This is a genomic window from Streptomyces tibetensis, assembly GCF_040647715.1.
Taxonomy (GTDB): domain Bacteria; phylum Actinomycetota; class Actinomycetes; order Streptomycetales; family Streptomycetaceae; genus Streptomyces; species Streptomyces tibetensis_A.
This window is the reverse complement of sequence record NZ_JBEZCR010000020.1, coordinates 21054-41148: the sequence shown is the minus strand read 5'-3', so window position 1 is coordinate 41148 and position 20095 is coordinate 21054. Positions and strand designations below refer to the sequence as shown.

13 protein-coding genes and 1 pseudogene are annotated in these 20095 nt (G+C 71.4%); 4 read left to right on the top strand and 10 right to left on the bottom strand.

The features are described 5' to 3' along the window. Positions 1 to 21: 21 nt before the first annotated feature. A complete protein-coding gene (locus AB0B29_RS35885; RefSeq protein ID WP_362246616.1) occupies positions 22 to 1707 on the bottom strand; it encodes an extracellular solute-binding protein in 1686 nt (561 codons plus the stop codon). A gap of 321 nt (positions 1708 to 2028) precedes the next feature. On the opposite strand from AB0B29_RS35885, the gene AB0B29_RS35880 reads away from it, so the two are divergent. Continuing rightward, positions 2029 to 4866: a glycoside hydrolase family 3 C-terminal domain-containing protein gene (locus AB0B29_RS35880; protein WP_362246614.1), complete on the top strand. Its 2838-nt coding sequence runs from the start codon at positions 2029 to 2031 to the stop codon at positions 4864 to 4866. Positions 4867 to 4984: 118 nt separating this feature from the next. Here AB0B29_RS35880 and AB0B29_RS35875 read toward each other — a convergent pair whose 3' ends face one another. The 3 genes from AB0B29_RS35875 to AB0B29_RS35865 all read right to left on the bottom strand — a co-directional run bounded on the left by AB0B29_RS35875 (position 4985) and on the right by AB0B29_RS35865 (position 10474). Further along, on the bottom strand, positions 4985 to 6430 hold the full coding sequence (locus tag AB0B29_RS35875) for an aldehyde dehydrogenase family protein (RefSeq protein WP_362246612.1): 1446 nt from the start codon (positions 6428 to 6430) through the stop codon (positions 4985 to 4987). 121 nt (positions 6431 to 6551) lie between these two features. Next, positions 6552 to 8225 (bottom strand): PucR family transcriptional regulator, encoded by a 1674-nt coding sequence (locus AB0B29_RS35870; protein WP_362246610.1) that lies wholly within the window; start codon positions 8223 to 8225, stop codon positions 6552 to 6554. Between the two features lie 119 nt (positions 8226 to 8344). Next, a complete protein-coding gene (locus AB0B29_RS35865) occupies positions 8345 to 10474 on the bottom strand; it encodes an ATP-binding protein (RefSeq protein ID WP_362246608.1) in 2130 nt (709 codons plus the stop codon). A 252-nt stretch (positions 10475 to 10726) separates the two neighbouring features. Here AB0B29_RS35865 and gabT point away from each other — a divergent pair, with 252 nt between their 5' ends. The 3 genes and pseudogenes from gabT to AB0B29_RS35850 all read left to right on the top strand — a co-directional run bounded on the left by gabT (position 10727) and on the right by AB0B29_RS35850 (position 13885). Further along, entirely contained in the window at positions 10727 to 12061 is a 1335-nt protein-coding gene (gene gabT, locus AB0B29_RS35860; RefSeq protein ID WP_362246606.1) for a 4-aminobutyrate--2-oxoglutarate transaminase, read from the top strand. 164 nt (positions 12062 to 12225) lie between these two features. Then, positions 12226 to 12450: pseudogene (locus tag AB0B29_RS35855) on the top strand (phosphatase PAP2 family protein); the annotation flags it as partial. Between the two features lie 763 nt (positions 12451 to 13213). Then, positions 13214 to 13885, top strand: coding sequence for a phosphatase PAP2 family protein (locus tag AB0B29_RS35850; RefSeq protein WP_362246604.1), 672 nt, complete (start codon positions 13214 to 13216; stop codon positions 13883 to 13885). On the opposite strand, the gene AB0B29_RS35845 is transcribed toward AB0B29_RS35850, so the two are convergent. The 6 genes from AB0B29_RS35845 to AB0B29_RS35820 form a co-directional block, all read right to left on the bottom strand. Continuing rightward, positions 13867 to 14340: a hypothetical protein gene (locus AB0B29_RS35845; RefSeq protein ID WP_362246602.1), complete on the bottom strand. Its 474-nt coding sequence runs from the start codon at positions 14338 to 14340 to the stop codon at positions 13867 to 13869. The genes AB0B29_RS35850 and AB0B29_RS35845 overlap by 19 nt on opposite strands. A gap of 143 nt (positions 14341 to 14483) precedes the next feature. Beyond that, on the bottom strand, positions 14484 to 15902 hold the full coding sequence (locus AB0B29_RS35840; RefSeq protein ID WP_362246600.1) for an NAD(P)/FAD-dependent oxidoreductase: 1419 nt from the start codon (positions 15900 to 15902) through the stop codon (positions 14484 to 14486). 18 nt (positions 15903 to 15920) lie between these two features. Beyond that, on the bottom strand, positions 15921 to 16721 hold the full coding sequence (locus AB0B29_RS35835; protein ID WP_362246598.1) for an ABC transporter permease: 801 nt from the start codon (positions 16719 to 16721) through the stop codon (positions 15921 to 15923). Continuing rightward, positions 16722 to 17651, bottom strand: a complete 930-nt coding sequence (locus AB0B29_RS35830; RefSeq protein ID WP_362246596.1) for an ABC transporter permease — start codon at positions 17649 to 17651, stop codon at positions 16722 to 16724. Continuing rightward, entirely contained in the window at positions 17651 to 18796 is a 1146-nt protein-coding gene (locus AB0B29_RS35825; RefSeq protein WP_362246703.1) for an ABC transporter ATP-binding protein, read from the bottom strand. Before AB0B29_RS35825 ends, AB0B29_RS35830 begins: the two co-directional genes overlap by 1 nt. 5 nt (positions 18797 to 18801) lie before the next feature. Further along, positions 18802 to 20049, bottom strand: coding sequence for a polyamine ABC transporter substrate-binding protein (locus tag AB0B29_RS35820; protein ID WP_362246594.1), 1248 nt, complete (start codon positions 20047 to 20049; stop codon positions 18802 to 18804). Positions 20050 to 20095: the final 46 nt, after the last annotated feature.

Genomic DNA, 20095 nt, shown 5'->3' with positions numbered 1-20095 from the left:
CTCCTTGCCTCGAACCCCGGATCAGTTGGCCGCGCTGCCGTTCTCGTCGAGGATCTTCTGGTACCAGTCGCGCAGTTTGTCGCCGCCCTTGCTCTTCCAGTCGGAGACGAACTGCTGCATGTCGCTGATCTTCTTGCGGCCGCGGACGATGTCGTCCTCCAGCTGCTCGGCGTCGTTGGAGAGGTTCGTGTACCGGGCGGGCTCGGTGATCTGCATGCCCCAGAAGGAGGACTTCTTGGCGAAGGCGCCCATCCGCTGCTCCCACTCGACCTGGCCCTTGGCGACCTCGGGGAAGTCGGGGTGGGCGAGGGTCGCGGCGGGGCTCGCGACCATGACGTAGGCGTTCATCACCTCGATGTTGCCCTTGTCGGTCTTGACGGGGACGCCGTCCTTGACGGTGTAGTGGGTGCCTTCGACGCCGTAGTTGGTCATCATGTACTCCTTGGTGCCGTACGGCGCCGCGGTGACGTTGGCGACGGCCAGCACGTCGCGGATGACCGACTCGGAGGCCTTCTTGTTGACGAAGGCGAAGATGCCGGCGGGCTGATCGGCCCACAGAGTGGGGTCGCCGCCGTCATGCCCCCAGATGTCCATGCCCCAGATCTTGAAGTCCGGGTTCTGCGTGGCCTGTTCGGCGGTGCGGCCCCACCACTGGGAGATGTTGTTGGGGTAGATCAGGAACTCGCCCGCCGCGAACTTGGGGCCCGGGTCGGGGGCGTTCTTGCCCATCATGGAGTCGGGGTGGACGACCCCGGCGGCGAAGAGCTTGCGGGACCACTCCAGCGCCTCGAGGTACTCCTCGGTCTCGATGCGGTTGACGAGCTTGCCGTCGACGAGGTTCCAGCCGAGTGGCTTCTCGCTGCCCGAGAGCACACCGAAGGCCTGGAAGGCGGTCCACTTCATGTCCAGGCAGGCCCAGCGCTTGGCCCTGGCGTTGGTGATCTCCTTGGCCAGGGTCATGAACTCGTCGCAGGACTTGGGGACTTGGTAGCCCTCCTTCTCGAAGATGTCCTGCCGGTACAGGGGCACCATGGAGGGGGCGGACGGCGCCGGCATGGGCAGGCCGCGCAGCTTGCCGCCGAAGATCGAGCGCCGCCAGGCGTCCGTCGGGATCGCCGCGAGGTTCGGGTACTCCTTGACCTTGTCCCCGGAGAGGTAGGGGCCGAGGTCGGCGAACTTGCTGATGATGGCGCTGGGTATCTTGCCGCCCATGTTCCAGCCGGGGACCACCACGACGTCCGGGACGTCGCTGGAGGCGAGGACCGCGCCGAGCTTCTGGTCGTAGGTGTTGCCGTCCTGGTTCTGCCAGAAGACGTCGACGCCGATCAGGTCGTTCATCGCCCTGTAGTAGGCGTTGTTCTGCTTCGGCGGCGAGCCCCAGAACGGCGACATGACGGTGACCTTGCCGCCCTTGCCGAGCTTCTTCGACACCGAGGTCTTCAGGCCGGCGAGGTCGAGCTTGCGGGTGAACCCGAGTGCGGAGCCGTTCTTGGACGGGATGTCGGGCTTCACCACGTTGCTGGCCACGTACGCCGGCAGGATCTTCTGGGCGTCCTTGCCCGACGTGGTGCCGTCCCGCGACCCACCCTCCGACCCGCCGCAGGCGGTGAGCAGCGGCATCCCGCCGGCCACGGCCGCGGTGGCGACCGCCGTGGAGGCGAGGAAACTTCTCCGGCTCGGTCCGGAGGAGGCGGCGTTCGGCGTCATTGCGTCAACCCTTCATGGCGCACCAGGACACCCGGCGGTAGGCCGTCGGCTGTGGTGTCTCGAGTGGAACTGGCTGAGCAGAAGCGGAACTCGACCAGAGGGGCCTCTGCAGTCGAAGCGCTTCGATGTTGCTGTGAGGTTAAGTGAACACCCATGGGTGCACAAGGGTCGTTCCCAAACTTCCTCGCAAGCATCAGAAGGGAACATTCCTCATGCCCGGCCTGAAGTGACGGCGCCCGTCTCTTGACACCCGAGTCGTCGCCGACCAGCATCGAAGCGCTTCGAAAGCGCCTCGCCGATCCATCGCAAGGGGATCCCCACGTGACCGCACACACGCCACCCACCGCACCGTTCAGTGATCCGCAGCTGCCGTTCGCGAAGCGCGTCGACGATCTGCTGGGGCGGCTCACCGTCGACGAGAAGATCTCCTTCCTGCACCAGTTCGCACCCGCCGTCGACCGGCTCGGCGTCGCCGCCTTCCGCACCGGTCAGGAGGCGCTGCACGGCGTGGCGTGGATGGGCCCGGCGACGGTGTTCCCCCAGGCTGTCGGCCTGGGTGCGACCTGGAACCCGGAGCTGGTGCGGCGCGTCGGCGACGCGGTGTCCAAGGAGGTCCGCGCGATGCGCGCCAAGGACGACCGGGTCGGCCTGAACGTCTGGGCCCCGACGGTCAACCTGCTGCGCCACCCCCTGTGGGGCCGCAACGAGGAGGGCTACTCGGAGGACCCGAAGCTCACCTCGGCGATCGCCACGGCCTACACGCACGGCCTGCGCGGGGACCACCCCACCTACTGGCGCACCGCGCCCGTGCTGAAGCACTGGCTGGCCCACAACAACGAGACGGACCGCGCCGCCACATCGAGCTCGGTGCGCCCGCGCGTGCTGCACGAGTACGACCTGCGGGCGTTCCGCGAGACCGTCGAGGCGGGCGCGGTGGCCGGGGTGATGCCGGCGTACAACCTGGTCAACGGCCGCCCCAACCACGTCTCCCCTTACCTGGCCGAACACCTGCGGACCTGGACCGACGAGGACCTGCTGGTCTGCTCGGACGCGGGGGCGCCGACCAACCTCGTCGACGCCGAGCACTACTTCGACACCCACGAGGAGGCCACCGCCGCCTCCCTCGTCGCGGGTGTCGACAGCTTCACCGACCACGGCACGGACTCCTCGCAGATGACGGGGCGGCTGCGCGGCGCCCTGGAGCGCGGCCTGCTGACCGAGGCCGATCTGGACACGGCCGTCCGCCGCCAGCTCTCGGTGCGTTTCCGGCTCGGCGAGTTCGACCCGGAGCACGACCCGCACGGTGCCACCGGCGAGTTCGACACCCCCGCGCACCGTGCCCTCGCCCAGGAGGCGGCCGAGCAGGCGATCGTGCTGCTCAAGAACGACGGGGTGCTGCCGCTCGCCCCGGACACCCGGATCGCGGTGGTCGGCCTGCTCGCCGACGAGTGCAAGCTCGACTGGTACAGCGGCACGCTCATCCACCGCTCGACCCCGCTGGAGGGCCTGTACGAGCGGTTCGGCGCGCAGCGGGTGGAGTTCGCGGAGGGGGTGGACCGGGTCCGGCTGAAGACCTCCGCGGGCGCGTTCCTGCAGGTGCCGGTGGTGGAGGACGCCGCCGACGAGGTGCGCGGCGCCGAGGGCGCGCTCGACCCGGCGCTGCTGGCCGGCCGCACCGACCTGCCCCCGCTCACCACCGACCCGGAGGGCACCGAGCTGGCGCTGGTCGACTGGGGCGAGGGGGTGCTGACCCTGCGCGCCCCCGACGGCCGCTATCTCTCGGTGGCTGAGGACGGCTGCCTGCGCGCCTCCGCCGACCAGCCGGGCGGCTGGATCGTGCAGGAGACGTTCCGCCTGGAACCGCACGGGGACGGACACCTCCTGAAGCACCCGGGGACGGGTCGCCACGTGTGTGTCTCCGCCGAGGGCGTGAAGGTTGCCGACGCGGAGCCCGAGGTCTTCGAGCTGGTCGTCGCCGAGCGCGGCGAGGAGGCGGTGGCGCGGGCCGCGGCGGCGGCCGACGTGGTCGTGGTGGTCGCGGGCAACGACCCGCACATCAACGGCCGCGAGACCGAGGACCGTACGACCCTGTGCCTGCCGGGACACCAGCAGCGGCTGCTGCGGGCGGCCCGGGCCGCGAACCCGGCGACCGTGCTGGCACTGGTCTCCGCCTACCCGTACGCCGTCGACCCGGCCGAGCTGCCCGCCGTGCTGTGGACCGCGCACGGCGGCCAGGCGGCCGGCACCGCCCTGGCCCGCGTCCTGGCCGGTGACGTCTCCCCCGCCGGGCGTCTGCCGCAGACCTGGTACGCCGGCGACGCCGACCTGCCGGGCCTGCTCGACTACGACGTGATCGGCTCCCGCCAGACGTATCTGTACTTCGAGGGGACGCCCCTGTTCCCCTTCGGGCACGGCCTGTCGTACACGTCGTTCGCGTACGGCGGCCTGACGGCCCGGGTCGACGGCGAGACGGTGCGGGTCTCGTTCTCCGTCACCAACACCGGCGACGTCACGGCCGGCGAGGTGGCCCAGCTCTACACCCGGGCCGTCGAGGCGTCCGTGCCGCGTCCGCGCCGCGCACTGCTGGACCACCGCCGCCTCACCCTCACCCCCGGGGCGACGGCCGAGCTCGACTTCGACGTCCCGCTGGCCGCCTTCGCGTTCTGGGACGTCGCCCAGGACCGGTGGCGCGTGGAGCCGGGCGCGTACGAGCTGCTGGCCGGGGCATCCAGTGAGGACGTCAGGCTGCGGACGACCATCACGCTCGACGGGGAACCGACCCTGCCGCGCACGGTCCTCGCAAAGGGCCTGGCGGCGGCCGGGTTCGACGAGCAGAGCGGCATCGAGATCGTCGACCGGACGAAGGTCTCGGGCGACGCCGTCACACCGGGCGGCACGGAGACGGCCGAACTGGTCTACCGGGCGTGCGACTTCGGGCGTGGCATCGGTGAGGTGACGGTGGAGGTGGCCGGCTCGGGCACGGTGGAGCTCTCCCTCGACGGCGGCCCGGCCCTCGCGGCGCTGTCGCCCGCCGCACCGACCTCGGGACCGTACGACTACGTCTCGCTCCGCGCGCCCGTCGCCGCCGCGGGCGTCCACGACGTGCACCTCAGGCTGCGCGGCCCGTTGCGGCTCGCGCACGTCGGCTTCTCCGGTTGAGGGTCCGGAGCGGGCCGGCACACAGAAGGAGCCCGGCACCGGAAGGCATCGGTGCCGGGCCCCTTCGCCCAACCTATATGAAAATGGTTTCCATAAGCCAGGCCTGCCGGAGGCTGAGCTAGAGGTCGATGCCGGTGAGGACCAGCACCCGCTCGTAGGTGTAGTCCTCCATGGCGAACCGCACGCCCTCGCGGCCCACGCCGGACTGCTTGACGCCGCCGTACGGCATCTGGTCGGCGCGGTAGGACGGCACGTCGCCGATGACCACTCCGCCGACCTCCAGGGCCCGGTGGGCGCGGAAGGCGGTCTGCAGGTCGTGGGTGAACACGCCCGCCTGGAGGCCGTACTTGGAGCCGTTGACGGCGGCGAAGGCCGCGGCCTCGCCGTCCGCCTTCTGCACGGTGAGGACCGGCCCGAAGACCTCCTCGCAGGAGATCGTCACGTCGGCCGGGACCTCGGCCAGGACGGTCGGCGCGTAGGAGGCTCCGTCGCGCTTGCCGCCGGTCAGCAGCTGCGCACCGGCGTCCACGGCCTCCTGCACCCACGTCTCGACGCGCTTCGCGGCGTTCTCGTCGACCAGCGGGCCGACGTCCGTCTTGTCGTCACCCGGGTCGCCGGTGACCTGGGCCTCGACGGCGGCGACGATGCGCGGCAGCAGCCGGTCGTACACCGCGGCGTCGGCGATGACCCGCTGCACGGAGATGCAGGACTGGCCGCCCTGGTAGTTGGAGAAGGTGGCGATGCGGTTCGCCGCCCATTCCAGGTCCGCCTCGCTCGCCCAGTCGGCGAGGACGACGGCCGCGCCGTTGCCGCCGAGCTCCAGGGTGCAGTGCTTGCGCGGCACCGAGTCCATGATCGCGTAGCCGACCTTCTCGGAGCCCGTGAAGGAGATGACGGGCAGGCGCTCGTCCTGCACGAGGGCGGGCATCTTGTCGTTGGCGACCGGCAGGATGCTCCAGGAACCGGACGGCAGCTCGGTCTCGGCCAGCAGGTCGCCGATGATCAGGCCGGACAGCGGGGTCGCCGGGGCCGGCTTCAGGATGATCGGGGCGCCGGCCGCGATGGCCGGGGCGATCTTGTGGGCGCAGAGGTTCAGCGGGAAGTTGAAGGGCGCGATGCCGAGCACGACGCCCTTCGGGAAGCGGCGGGTGAGGGCGAGCCGGCCCTGGCCGCCGAGGTCGGTGTCGAGCCGCTGGGCCTCGCCGCCGTTGAACCGCCGGGCCTCCTCGGCCGCGAAACGGAACACGGACACGGCCCGGCCGACCTCGCCGCGCGCCCACTTCAGCGGCTTGCCGTTCTCGGCGGAGATCAGCTGCGCGATCTCCTCGGTGCGCTCGGCCAGGCGCTTGCTGACGTGGTCGAGCGCGGCGGCCCGGACGTGGGCGGGAGTGGCGGCGAACTCGTCCAGCACGGCGTGCGCGGCGGCCACGGCCTCCTCGACCTGCGCGTCCGTCGGCACGCTCACCTTGCCCACGAGCCGCCCGTCCCAGGGGGAGGTGACGTCGAAGGTTTCCTCGCCGGTGGCCTGGCGGCCGGCGAGCCAGAAGGCGTGGGTGGAGGTCATGTGGGTTCCGGCCCTTCGGCGTTGGGGGTGATCTGGACTACGGGACCAACGGTAGGCGCGAGGCGGCCGAAGCACGTTTGTCCGAGGCGTAGCAGTGGCGGACGTGGATGCTCCGGTTTGGCTACTCGGTGGAGGCCGCCTTCAGGGCCAGCCACAGCTCCATCCGGACGTCCGGGTCGTCCAGGGACCGGCCGAGTATCTCCTCGACGCGGCGCATGCGGTAGCGCAGGGTGTGCCGGTGGACGCCGAGTTCGGCAGCCGCCGCGTCCCACTGGCCGTGCTTGGACAGCCAGGCGCGCAGGGAGGAGACGAGGTCGCCGCGGCCGGTGGCGTCGTGCTCGTACAGCGGCCGTAGCATGCCGTCGGCGAAGGCCCGTACCGCGTCGTCCGCCAGCAGCGGCAGTACCGATCCGGCCGCCATCCGCTCGTGCTCCACGAGGACCCGCCCGCGCCGCCTCGCCACCGACAGGGCCTGTTCGGCCTGCTTGTACGCGGCGGATGCGGCGATGGGCCCGGCCGGTGCCGACAGGCCGACGACCAGTTCGTCGTCCTCGCCGCCCGGCACCTTCTCGCGTATGCCGGCCCGGGTCGTCTCCAGGGCGGCCGCATAGTCCCCGCAGGCCGCCGCGGCGGCGCCGCCGTCCGCGGCCAGCACCACCAGCCGCTCCCCCTCAGGCACCACCAGCACGGCCTCCCCGGCCCGGGCCGCCGCGGACTCCATGACGTCGGCGAGAACCGCGAGGGGATCGCCGCCGGTGTCGGCCGCGGCGAGCGCTGCGGCCGAGGACCGCTCGGCGGGCGGGGCTCCCTTGCGCGCCTCGGCACGGGCCAGCGCGGCCGACGCCGACACCGGCACCCGCTCCGCGACCAGCATCCGGAACGGCGCGTCCAGCAGTTCGCCGTACAGGTCCCCGGCGACGGCGCGCGCGTGGTCCGGCTCCCCGGCCAGCAGCATGCGCAGCACCGCCGCTCCGACGCGCTGCTCGGCCGCCTGGAGGGACCGGGAGCGTTCCGTGGTCAGGGTCAGCAGCGCGATGGCCGAGTGGACGGCGTAGCGCTCGGCGGTGCCCGGAGCCGCTGCCGTGCCCACGGCGAGGGCCGCGCGGGGGCGACGGCCGGTGCCGATGGTGTGCAGCTCGACCCGGTCCTCGTTCTCCGGCCCGCCGGCCACGGAGGACGCGGGCGCGGGGCGGTCCCGCAGCTTCTGCACGTCCCCGGTGAGCCGCGCGGCACGCCGCCCCGCCCACTCCGGTGCCGTGGCGACGACCGCGCCCGAGGCGTCGTACAGCGCCGCCCAGCCGTCGACCTGCGCGGCCAGCGCGGCCAGCAGCCCCTCCGGGCCGCCGGTCTGGGCCTGCCGGGTCAGTTCGCGCTGGGCGGCGAACCCGGCGGTGACGGCGCGGTACTGGTCGGCGGCGATCGCGGCGGAGACGGCCTTGCTGATGGCGAGGAACGGCGTGCGGCGCGGCACCTCCAGCAGTGGCAGGCCCTCCTTCGCGGCCGCGTCGACGAGCGCCTCGGGGATCTCCTCGTAGTTGACGCCGACCGCGAAGCCCAGCCCGACCACTCCGGCCCCGGCCAGCCGGTGGACGTAGCGGCGCATGGCCTCCGGGTCCTCGGCGTCCAGCTTGAGCGCGGTGATCAGCAGCAGTTCGCCGCCCTCCATGTAGGGGACGGGGTCGGCGAGCTCGCTGACGTGCGCCCAGCGGACCGGCACGTCGAGGCGGTCCTCGCCCGCCCGCACGGTCAGTTTCAGCGCGGAGTGGTGGACGAGCGAGGCGAGCGTCGGGGGCATGAGGCCTTCTGCGTCAGGGCGGTGTGATCTCTGTGGTCTTTTGGCCGCCACGTATGAACGACCTGTGACGATTCTGCCTCACCGTACGGTCCCCGCGTACCCGACCGGTGGGTAGGGGGTCAGCTCCGCAGGTCCACCAGCAGGGGCGGGGCATGCTCGCCCTTGACGTCGGTCAGCGACAGCACCGCGTGGCCCGCCGGCACGGCGTGCGCCAGCTCGGAGGCGGACCAGCGCTCCCGCTCGACCTGCCGCACGGTCACCGCCCGCGCGGTCGGGGCCTTGCCGGTGATCACCCGGCGCAGCATGTGCACGGCCTTGCCCGCCGGGGTCTCCGCGATGATCTGGCGGTCGGTGACGTCCCGGGCCTCGGTCCACTCCTTGCCCCAGACCTCGGCGAAGTCCTGCCCGTCCCAGGGCGTGAGCCCCGACAGCGCCATCCGGCAGCCGGTCGCGCCGAGCAGCGGCCCGCGCAGCGGCCGGGCCACGTCGTCGAGCGTCCGCAGGGTGAGCACGACCCCGGCGTTTCCGGACCGCAGCCGCTGGATGCCGCGCACGGCCTCGGGCGTCACCACCCCGGTCGCGTCGTCCAGCAGCAGGCAGGCGAACAGCGACCGGTCCTCGCGGACGGCGACACTCGCCGTGAACTGCGCGAGCACGAGGCGGGCCAGCAACTTGGAGGCGTCGGCGTGGCCCCGCTGGGGCAGGTCGATGCGCACCCGCACCGGGTGGTCGAGGGCCTTGAGCGTGAAGGGCCGGGACTGTCCGGAGGTGTCGAAGAACCCGGCGAAGGCGGGCCGGTCGAGCAGCGCGACGCGGTCGCCCAGCACCCCGCTGACGTCACCGGGCTGCCCCATCTGCCGCTCCCGGGCGTCGAGCTCCCGCAGCAGAGAGTCCTGCCCGGTCTCCTGAAGCCCCTGCCGCAGTGCGGCGAACGGCCCCGGCGCGCCGTCCAGCAGCTGCCGCAGCTCCGGTACGGAGGGGAAACGCCCGTGCACGGCCCGGAACGGTCCGAGCAGCTGGGCGAGGACGGTGGTGGACCGGCGGCTGTCGCTGCCGGGGTGCGGGTCGGCGAGGTCCCCGACGAGCGCCTCGGCGAGCACGGCCGCGGCCTCGTCCGGGTCGCCGGAGCCGCCGTACAGATCGAGGTCGTACTCGGACTCCTGGTTCCCGATCCGCACGACCACGTCATAGGCGTCGGCCGGTCCGAGCCCCGCGCCGGCCGCCCCGACGACGACCACGGCGGCCCGCCCGGCGAGGGCGTGCAGGCAGAGCGACTCCGCGAGCGGGCGGACGACGGTCCCGGTCTTGCCGGAGCCTGCCGGGCCCACGGCGACGAGCGAGGTGCCGAGCAGGTCGGGCCCGAGGGCGAGCCCCGTGCCGCGGTAGGTGTACGGGTTGCGGGCGTCGTCCACGGTGGTGCCGAGCCGCACCTGCCCGGTGACGAGGTCGTGCCGGGCGAGCCGGGCGGGCAGGTCGCGCTCCCCGGAGGGGTGCAGGCAGGCGGCGGCACCGTCCTTGAGCACGGCGCCGCTGAAGCCGGCCAGGCTGTGCCGGCCGGTGCGCACGCCCTGCCAGGCACGCAGGATCCGGGCGTGGTCGACGTCCCGCATCAGCCCGGAGCGCGCCTCGGCGGCGAGCCGCTCGGCGGCGTCGACGGCCCCGGCGGCACGCAGCTCGTTCCACTGGGCCGGGTCGTCCTCGGGCACGGTACGGGTCTCCTGGGCCTCCGGTCGGCGGAAGCGGGGGGTGACGAAGCGGCGCCACACCTCGCCCCAGCGGCCGAGCCGGGCCGCCCCGACCATGATCGCCAGGGCGATGAGCAGCTCGTACCCCTGGTAGACGACGAACGTCCCGGTCTCCCCGAGGTCGCTGTCGCCGCCCCGCCAGGCGTCGGGGACGATCAGGTCGAACGGCACCCACCACCAGGTGCCGATGTAGCCGTTCTGCAGCAGCGACCAGATCAGCCATCCCACGAGGAAGGCGATCAGCGCCCCGCTCAGCAGCTGCCGGGTGGGGATCTCCTCGGGTGCCTCCGCGGGCCGCGGCCGGTGCCCGAACCGCCACACGCCCGGGGCGGCGTCGGGGCGCGGCGCCCGCAGCCAGGTGAGGAACGCCGACCCGTCCGTCGGCGGCATCCCCGGCGCCCTGGGCGGCAGGGGAGGCATCGCGGGCACCTCGGGGGGTCCCGCCGGGCGCGGCACAGGGCTCGCATGCGTACCCCGCGTCTCCTGCGTCCCGTCGCTGTCCATCGCCCTTGCCCCCTGACCAGCCGCTCCGTCCACCATCAGCGAGCCAATCTAACGCCCTCTCCTGGGGAGTTCACCGCTTACGCGGCCGGGTCGTGGGCACCGGGTCCACGAGAGCGCCATGTCCACCCCGGACAAGGCGCCCCGCCGACAACGCCCACATGGAGCATGCCCACCCCCCTTCCCCCGCCCTAGCCTGCGAGAAAAGAAGCCAAGCGTCCGCCGAGACCATCCGCACCACCCCAGGAGCCCCGCATGACCGCACTTCCGCAGGAGCGCCGCGTCGTCACCGCCATCCCCGGCCCGAAGTCGCAGGAGCTGCAGGCCCGCCGTACCGCCGCGGTCGCGCAGGGCGTGGGGTCCGTGCTGCCCGTGTTCACGGCGCGCGCGGGCGGCGGGATCATCGAGGACGTCGACGGCAACCGGCTCATCGACTTCGGGTCGGGCATCGCCGTGACGTCCGTGGGGGCCTCCGCCGAGGCCGTCGTACGGCGGGCGTCGGCGCAGCTCGCCGACTTCACCCACACCTGTTTCATGGTCACGCCCTACGAGGGGTACGTCGAGGTCGCCGAGGCGCTCGCCGAGCTGACCCCCGGTGACCACGCCAAGAAGAGCGCCCTGTTCAACTCCGGCGCCGAGGCCGTCGAGAACGCCGTGAAGATCGCCCGGGCGTACACCAAGCGGCAGGCCGTCGTGGTGTTCGACCACGGCTATCACGGACGCACCAACCTGACGATGGCGCTGACCGCCAAGAACATGCCGTACAAGCACGGCTTCGGCCCGTTCGCGCCCGAGGTGTACCGCGTGCCGGTGGCGTACGGCTACCGCTGGCCGACCGGCCCGGAGAACGCCGGACCCGAGGCCGCCGCCCAGGCCATCGACCAGATCAGCAAGCAGGTCGGCGCGGAGAACGTCGCCGCGGTCATCATCGAGCCGGTGCTCGGCGAGGGCGGCTTCATCGAGCCGGCGAAGGGCTTCCTGCCGGCGATCCGCAAGTTCACCGAGGACAACGGCATCGTCTTCGTCGCCGACGAGATCCAGTCCGGCTTCTGCCGCACGGGCCAGTGGTTCGCCTGCGAGGACGAGGGGATCGTCCCGGACCTCATCACGACGGCGAAGGGCATCGCCGGCGGTCTGCCGCTCGCGGCCGTCACCGGGCGGGCCGAGATCATGGACGCCGCGCACGCCGGTGGCCTGGGCGGCACCTACGGCGGCAACCCGGTCGCCTGCGCGGGTGCGCTCGGCTCGATCGAGACGATGAAGGAGCTCGACCTCAACGCCAAGGCGAAGAACATCGAGGCGATCATGAAGTCCCGCCTCGGCGCCATGGCCGAGAAGTTCGACATCATCGGCGACATCCGGGGCCGGGGCGCCATGATCGCCATCGAGCTGGTCAAGGACCGCTCCACCAAGGAGCCGAACCCGGAGGCGACCGCCGCGCTCGCCAAGGCGTGCCACGCCGAGGGCCTGCTGGTCCTGACCTGTGGCACCTATGGCAACGTGCTCCGCTTCCTGCCCCCGCTGGTGATCGGCGAGGACCTGCTCAACGAGGGCCTCGACATCATCGAGCAGGCCTTCTCCCGCGTCTGAGCCCACGGCAGCGCGCATCTGAGCCGCCGTCCGGGCAGGTGAGCCGCCCCGGTTCCGTCACCGGGGCGGTGAGCGGCAGAGGGTGTGAAGAAGGTGTGCGAGGTGGATGACAGGGGGTCCCACGGCCTGTCGTGCGCCTCGTCCCTGTCGTAGGTTCTACCCAGATGAGAGATACACCCCGCCCGCAGGGGACTGTGGGTGACATCAGGCCGGGGCCTCCCCAGCTTCGACCTGGTCGTGCCCTCGCGCACACAACCGGAGCCTGAGGCTCTGGATCTCCTCACCGATCGGACAGTCGCCCGCCCCAAACCCCCCGGGGCGCGCGGCGTTCCGGTCCGGAACGGCCGCCCCGGAACTCCCCCCCTGTTCCGGGGCGGCCGTCCTCTCTTTCCGCTCCCTGTGCGACACCGCGAGTCGCGGTCAGCCCCGTGTGAGGGGGCGCGGGCTCCGGGCGGTGGGTCCCCCGCGGGCCGTATCCGAGGACGTCGGCCAGGCCGAGCAGGTCCGCGAGCAGCCAGATGATCCCCGACGCAGGCCCACGTCGCGGCGTGAAGGGCGGGCTTTCCTCGACGGTCCAGCCGGTCCGTTTCGACGTGGGCGGGCTCATGGCCCTCCCTCGACGTGGCGTCTCGCCGTGGACGCGCTGACGTCTGGTCCCGTTGCCGTTGGTCACAGGCGTGCCGCAAAGAGGCGCGGCTGAGGTCGGGGTTTGCCCGACGGTGCGGGCATCACGCGCATGAGCACCCCGCCCGCCACCTCCGATGACCCGGCGCTGGGCGTCAGCCGACAAGCCGTCCCGACCGGTGAGTCGGCGGGATCGGATCAGGGCGCAAGATCGTACAAGACTGGCGTGCCGGTCCAGCGGCGGAGCCTCCCGGAGATCCGGCAGCACACAGCAGTGCACCCGTGATGCCCTTGCCCCGAGACAGCTGTCGGCAGCACACGCCCGCTTCGTCGAGGACCAGGGGCGGAGCTCGGCCCCCACGCGGACCTTCGTCCCCTCGGTGATCCGGCGGTGAGCCGCCGGCCGGACGGTCCGGAAACTCGGCGGGCAGCTGCTGCCACGTGCGGCCCGACGTGGCGACGTACACGATCGCGGCCAGAACTCGCGGTCTCCGTGTGGGCCTCTGCGCTCGTGCCAAGCTGTGCCCCATGCCGATCTCCGCGAACCAGGACCGTGCCGCTCCCCCGGGCTCCCTCGCCCTCCTGCTCGCCCTTCCGGCCGTCCTCTTCGCGCTGATCACCTGGCAGGTCGTCGCGGACGGCCCGCTCGTCCGGCTCGACGAACGCCTCAGCCGCGTCCTCGTGGACCCCGACCGCTGCTCCGAACTCCTCGCCGACCTGGGCAACGTCCAGGTCGCGGTCCCGGTCCTCGCCGTCGCGCTCGGGTACGCCGCGGTACGTCACCGCCGCACCGGCGCGGACCGCTGGTGGCTGCCCGTCGCCGCCGCTGCCCTGCTCATGGCCCTGGTGCCGGCCCTGGTCGTCCCGCTGAAGGAACTCACGGCCCGCCCGGGCACCCCGGCCGTCCCGCCCGGCACCGGCTACTACCCCTCGGGCCACACCGCCACCGCCGCCGTCGCCTACGGCTCCGCGACCCTGCTCCTGCTGCCCTGGTTCCGCACCACCCTGGCCCGCCGCTGCCTGGTCGCCCTATGCGTCGCCCTGATCCTGGGGGCAAGCTACGGTCTGGTCCGTCGCGGCTACCACTGGCCGCTCGACGTGCTGGGCAGCTGGTGTCTGTGCACGGTGCTGCTGGCGGCGCTGTGGCTGTGCGTCCAAACCGTGGCGACGCCCCCGCGGTCTCAACCACCGGGGGTCTGACCGTCGTTCTCCGTCGCCAGGGCCGCCGCGGCCTCGTGCATCGCCAGTTCCAGCAGTGCCGGGTCGGTCAGCGTGCCCGAGCCGTCCGGCGGGACCAGCCAGCGGACGCCGCCGGGCGAGGAGCGGCCCGGGTACGGCACGACGATCCAGGTGCCGGCGCCCGCCGTGCGGATGCCCGTGCCGAGCCAGCGGGCCGCGGTACCCGGTGGCACGAAGAACCCCATGCGGGCGTCGCCGAAGTCGACGAGCACGGGGCCCGGCCGGTCGAGGAACCGGGTGAGCACGTCGAGCGTGGCGTACCCGAGTACGCCGGGCAGGATGAGCACGTCCCAGGCATGGCCGGCCGGCAGCAGCGCGACCCCGAGCGGGTTGCGCTCCCATTCCCAGCGGCAGGCCTCGGGATCGGGTGCGGCGGATGCGAGCCACTCGACCGCCGTCGTCTTCACACCGGTCATCGGAAGAACCCCCTTCTCACTCGCGAACCTCACGGACGCGCCGGGCGCCCCGTGAGGGCGTCACGAGGGAGAAGGGGGTGTCCCCCCGGTCATTACGCGGATTCCGGTACCTCGTTGGAGTGAACCAGATCACATCCGGTCGATCAGCTGTCGAATCCCAGCCCCAAGCGGTCCATCGTGCGCAGCCACAGGTTGCGACGGCCGCCCTGGGCGTCCGCGCGGGCCAGGGACCACTTGGTGAGGGCGATGCCCGTCCAGGCGAAGGGCTCCGGCGGGAAGGGCAGGGGCTTCTTGCGGACCATCTCCAGTTCCGTGCGTTCCGTGCGCTCACCGGACAGCAGGTCCAGCATCACCTCGGCGCCGAAGCGGGTGGCACCGACCCCGAGGCCGGTGTACCCGGCCGCGTACGCCACCTTGCTCTGGTGGGCGGTGCCGAAGAACGCCGAGAAGCGGGAGCAGGTGTCGATCGCGCCGCCCCAGGCGTGGCTGAAGCGGACGCCCTCCAGCTGCGGGAAGCAGGTGAAGAAGTGCCCGGCGAGCTTGGCGTAGGTCTCGGGGCGGTCGTCGTACTCGGCGCGGACGCGGCCACCGTAGGGGTAGATCGCGTCGTAGCCGCCCCAGAGGATCCGGTGGTCGGCGGACAGGCGGAAGTAGTGGAACTGGTTGGCGCTGTCGCCGAGGCCCTGGCGGTTCTTCCAGCCGATCGAGTCGAGCTGCCCGGCGGTGAGCGGCTCGGTCATGAGGGCGTAGTCGTAGACCGGCACGGTGTACGAGCGGACGCGCCGGACCAGGTTCGGGAAGATGTTGGTGCCGAGGGCGACCCGGCGGGCGCGGATCCTGCCGTAGGGGGTGCTCACGGCCATGCCGGGGCCGTAGGGCTTCAGGGTCAGGGCGGGGGTGTTCTCGTAGACGCGCACGCCCAGCTCCCGGCAGGCCCGCTTCAGGCCCCAGGCGAGCTTCGCCGGGTTCAGCATGGCGACGCCCCTGCGGTCCCACAGGCCGGCCTGGAAGGTGGGTGAGTTCACCTGCTCCCGTACGGCGTCGGCGTCCAGGAACTCCACGCCGTCGGCCAGGCCCCGGCGGGACGTCTCCTCGTGCCACGCGCGCAGTTCGCGTGCCTGGTACGGCTCGGTGGCGACGTCGATCTCGCCGGTGCGCTCGAAGTCGCAGTCGAGGGAGTGCCGGGCGACGGCCGCCTCGATCGCGTCGAGGTTGCGGTCGCCCAGCTCCTGGAGCTTGTGGATCTCGTCGGGCCAGCGGGCGAGGCCGTTGGGCAGGCCGTGGGTGAGCGAGGCGGCGCAGAACCCGCCGTTGCGGCCGGAGGCGGCCCAGCCCACTTCGCGGCCCTCCACCAGCACCACGTCCCGCCCGGGGTCGCGCTCCTTGGCGATCAACGCCGTCCACAGTCCGCTGTAGCCGCCGCCGACGACCAGCAGGTCGCAGGTCTCGGAGGTGGTGAGGGCGGGTTCGGGACGGGGCCGGCCGGGGTCGTCCAGCCAGTACGGGACCGGCTGGGCGTCGGAAAGCGAACGGGTCCACTGATTCATGGCACTCGGGGCCATGATTTCAACTCCCTACGGTTATGCCTTTTGTCTGTTGCGGCGATTCCCGGCGAGCATGGAAACCAGGACGAACAGTACGGCGACGACGAACATGGTCGTGCCGATGACGTTGATCTGAACGGGCGTTCCGCGCTGCGCCGAACCCCAGACGAACATGGGGAAGGTGACGGTGGAGCCGGCGTTGAAATTGGTGATGATGAAATCGTCGAAGGACAGGGCGAAAGCGAGCAGTGCGCCCGCCGCGATGCCCGGTGCGGCGATCGGCAGGGTCACCCGGACGAAGGTCTGGAACGGGCCCGCGTACAGATCCCGTGCCGCCTCCTCCAGCTTCGGGTCCATCGACATCACACGGGCCTTGACGGCCGTGACCACGAAACTCAGGCAGAACATGATGTGCGCGATGAGAATCGTCCAGAAGCCCAGCTGGGCGCCCATGTTGAGGAACAGGGTGAGCAGCGAGGCGGCCATGACGACCTCGGGCATCGCCATCGGCAGGAAGATCAGCGAGTTCACGGCGCCGCGGGCGCGGAACCGGTAACGGACCAGGGCGAAGGCGATCAGGGTGCCGAGGAGGGTGGCGCCGAGGGTCGCCCACACGGCGATCTGGAGGCTGAGGGACAGCGACCCGCACAGTCCGGAGACCCCGCACGGGTCCTTCCAGGCGTCCAGGGAGAACTGCTGCCATTCGTAGTTGAAGCGCCCCTTCGGTTTGTTGAAGGAGAACACCGTCACGACCACGTTCGGCAGGAGCAGATAGCCGAGGGTCAGCAGTCCCGCGAGGACGACGAGATTTCTCTTGAGCCAGTTGACGAGAGCCATTCAGACCAGATCCTCCGTCCCGGACCTGCGGATGTAGAGCGTGACCATGAGCAGAATGGCCGCCATGAGAATGAAGGAGAGCGCCGCGGCCGTCGGATAGTCGAGCACTCTCAGGAACTGCGTCTGGATGACGTTTCCGACCATGCGGGTGTCGGTGGAGCCGAGCAGGTCGGCGTTCACGTAGTCACCGGCCGCCGGAATGAAGGTCAGCAGCGTGCCGGAGACGACACCCGGCATCGACAGCGGGAAGGTCACCTTGCGGAAGGTGGTCCAGGGCCGGGCGTACAGGTCCCCGGCCGCCTCGTGGAGACGTCCGTCGATGCGCTCCAGCGAGGTGTACAGCGGCAGGATCATGAACGGCAGGAAGTTGTACGTCAGGCCGCACACCACCGCGAGCGGGGTGGCGAGGACCCGGTCGCCGGCGGTCATGCCGAGCCAGTCGGTGACGTTCAGGACGTGCAGCGTGTTGAGCGCGCCGACGACCGGTCCGCCGTCCGCGAGGATCGTCTTCCAGGCGAGGGTGCGGATCAGGAAGCTGGTGAAGAACGGCGCGATCACCAGGATCATGATCAGGTTCTTCCAGCGGCCCGCGCGGAAGGCGATCAGATACGCCAGCGGGTAGCCGAGCAGCAGACACAGGATCGTCGCCGTGCCCGCGTAGAGCACCGAGCGGACGAACTGCGGCCAGTACGCGGACAGGGCGTCCCAGTACGTGGCGAAGTGCCAGGTGACCTTGTAGCCCTCCTCCAGGGAGCCCGTCTGCACGGACGTGGAGGCCTGGTAGATCATCGGCAGCGCGAAGAAGACGACCAGCCAGAGGATGCCGGGCAGCAGCAGCCAGTACGGCGTGAAGCGGCCCCGGCGCTTCGGGGGCTTCGGCCCGGGCGCTTCGGGTGCGAGGGGCGGCGGCGCCTCGGTGAGTGTCGACATCAGGCCGCCTCTTCCACGCCCGCGTCGGCGTCCTGGGCGGCGTCCAGGCCGAAGGTGTGGGCCGGGTTCCAGTGCAGGACGACCTCCGCGCCGGGCACCAGTCGGGGGTCGCGGTCGATGTTCTGGGCGTAGACCTCGAAGTCGGAGCAGACCGGGCTGTCGACGACGTACTGCGTGGAGACGCCGATGAAGCTGGAGTCGGCGATCCGGCCGGTGATGCGGTTGCGGCCCTCGGCTATCTCACCGGCGTCGTCCGCGTGGGTGAGGGAGATCTTCTCCGGGCGCACACCGACCAGCACCGTGCCGCCGGTCGTCGCAGGGGCGGAACAACGCGCCCCGGGCAGGACGAGCTTGCCGCCGCCCGCCTTCAGCACGATCTCCTCGCCGCTCCTGGAGTCGACCTCGGCCTCGATGAAGTTGGAGGTGCCGAGGAAGTTGGCGACGAAGGTGGTGCGCGGGTTCTCGTAGAGGTCGGTGGGTGCGCCCAGTTGCTCGACGCGGCCCGCGTTCATCACGGCGACCGTGTCGGCCATGGTCATGGCCTCCTCCTGGTCGTGCGTGACGTGGACGAAGGTGATGCCGACCTCGGTCTGGATGCGCTTGAGCTCCAGCTGCATCTGGCGGCGCAGCTTCAGGTCGAGGGCGCCGAGCGGCTCGTCGAGCAGGAGCACCTTGGGGTGGTTGATCAGCGCGCGGGCGACGGCGACGCGCTGCTGCTGGCCACCGGAGAGCTGGTGCGGCTTCTTGCGGGCCTGCTCGCCGAGCTGGACGAGGTCCAGCATCTCGTCGACCTGCTTCTTCACCGACTTCAGTCCGCGCCGGCGCAGGCCGAAGGCGACGTTCTCGAAGATGTCGAGGTGCGGGAAGAGGGCGTAGGACTGGAAGACCGTGTTCACCGGCCGCTTGTACGGCGGCAGGGCGGTCACGTCCTGGTCGCCCAGGTGCACGGTGCCGGCGGAGGGTTCCTCCAGACCGGCGATCATGCGCAGGGTGGTGGTCTTGCCGCAGCCGGAGGCGCCGAGCAGGGCGAAGAAGGAGCCCTGCGGCACGGTCAGGTCGAGCGGGTGGACGGCGGTGAAGGCGCCGTAGGTCTTGGCTATGCCCGTGAGGCGGACGTCGCCGCCGGGGTCGGTCTTGTTCGTCATGGTGGTCACGCCCCCGTCAGCTTCGCGAACTTCGCTTCGAACTCGGTCTCTTCCTTCGAGCTCAGCGAGCGGAAGGCGTGGGACTTGGCTGCCATGGCCTTGTCGGGAATGATCAGCGGGTTGTTCGCCGCGTCCTCGTCGATCTTCTCCAGCTCGGCCTTCACGCCGTCGACCGGGCACACGTAGTTGATGTACGCGGCGAGTTCGGCGGCCGGCTTCGGCTCGTAGTAGAAGTCGATGAGCCGCTCGGCGTTGGACTTGTGCCGGGCCTTGTTGGGGATCAACAGGTTGTCGGTGGACGTCACGTAGCCGCTGTCCGGGATGAGGAAGTCGATGTCGGGGCTGTCCGCCTTGAGCTGGACGACGTCACCGGCCCAGGCGACGCAGGCCGCGAAGTCGCCGCTGGTCAGGTCCGAGGTGTAGTCGTTGCCGGTGAAGCGGCGGATCTGACCCTTGTCGACTGCCTTCTGCAGGCGGGCGATGGCCGCGTCGTAGTCGTCGGCGGTGAAGTCGGCCGGGTCCTTGCCCATGTCGAGCAGCGTCATGCCGACGCTGTCACGCATCTCCGACAGGAAGCCGACCCGGCCCTTGAGCCTGGGGTTGTCGAGCAGGTCGGAGACGGACTTCACCTCGACGCCGTCGAGGGCCTTCTTGTTGTACGCGATGACGGTCGAGATGCCCTGCCAGACGTACGAGTAGGCGCGGCCCGGGTCCCAGTCGGGGCTGCGGAACTGGGCCGACAGGTTGGCGTAGGCGTGCGGCAGGTTGCTCGGGTCGAGCTTCTGCACCCAGCCCAGGCGGATGAGGCGGGCGGCCAGCCAGTCGGTGAGGACGATCAGGTCGCGGCCGGTGTCCTGGCCCGCGGCGAGCTGCGGCTTGATCTTGCCGAAGAACTCGTTGTTGTCGTTGATGTCCTCGCTGTACTTGACCTTGATGCCGGTGCGCTCGGCGAACTGGTCCAGCGTGGGGTGGTGCTTGCCGCTGTCGTCGACGTCCATGTACTCGGTCCAGTTGGAGAAGTTCACCGTCTTCTCCTTGGCCGAGTGGTCCTCTGCCGAGACGCCTCCCTTCGACTGGCCGGCCGCCGGGATCCCGCAGGCGCTCAGCGTCCCCAGTCCGCCGGCCGCGAGTGCCCCGCCCGCGGAGGCGCGCAGCAGGGACCGCCGGGTGAGGGCGGCCCTGCCGTTCCTGAAACTGCGCCTCATGGCGGCCCTTTGGGCCGCGGACAGGCGGTCGGGCTCGTACTGCTCCATGCGCGTGGTGCCCTTTCGGAGGGTGGACGGCCGTTGGTCAGGCGGC

What these genes read in the sequence shown, in the direction of transcription:
- AB0B29_RS35885 (WP_362246616.1), bottom strand. Translation starts at nt 1,707, where the DNA reads ATGACGCCGAACGCCGCCTCCTCCGGACCGAGCCGGAGAAGTTTCCTC.
- AB0B29_RS35875 (WP_362246612.1), bottom strand. Translation starts at nt 6,430, where the DNA reads ATGACCTCCACCCACGCCTTCTGGCTCGCCGGCCGCCAGGCCACCGGC.
- AB0B29_RS35870 (WP_362246610.1), bottom strand. Translation starts at nt 8,225, where the DNA reads ATGCCCCCGACGCTCGCCTCGCTCGTCCACCACTCCGCGCTGAAACTG.
- AB0B29_RS35865 (WP_362246608.1), bottom strand. Translation starts at nt 10,474, where the DNA reads ATGGACAGCGACGGGACGCAGGAGACGCGGGGTACGCATGCGAGCCCT.
- gabT (WP_362246606.1), top strand. Translation starts at nt 10,727, where the DNA reads ATGACCGCACTTCCGCAGGAGCGCCGCGTCGTCACCGCCATCCCCGGC.
- AB0B29_RS35850 (WP_362246604.1), top strand. Translation starts at nt 13,214, where the DNA reads ATGCCGATCTCCGCGAACCAGGACCGTGCCGCTCCCCCGGGCTCCCTC.
- AB0B29_RS35845 (WP_362246602.1), bottom strand. Translation starts at nt 14,340, where the DNA reads ATGACCGGTGTGAAGACGACGGCGGTCGAGTGGCTCGCATCCGCCGCA.
- AB0B29_RS35840 (WP_362246600.1), bottom strand. Translation starts at nt 15,902, where the DNA reads ATGGCCCCGAGTGCCATGAATCAGTGGACCCGTTCGCTTTCCGACGCC.
- AB0B29_RS35835 (WP_362246598.1), bottom strand. Translation starts at nt 16,721, where the DNA reads ATGGCTCTCGTCAACTGGCTCAAGAGAAATCTCGTCGTCCTCGCGGGA.
- AB0B29_RS35830 (WP_362246596.1), bottom strand. Translation starts at nt 17,651, where the DNA reads ATGTCGACACTCACCGAGGCGCCGCCGCCCCTCGCACCCGAAGCGCCC.
- AB0B29_RS35825 (WP_362246703.1), bottom strand. Translation starts at nt 18,796, where the DNA reads ATGACGAACAAGACCGACCCCGGCGGCGACGTCCGCCTCACGGGCATA.
- AB0B29_RS35820 (WP_362246594.1), bottom strand. Translation starts at nt 20,049, where the DNA reads ATGGAGCAGTACGAGCCCGACCGCCTGTCCGCGGCCCAAAGGGCCGCC.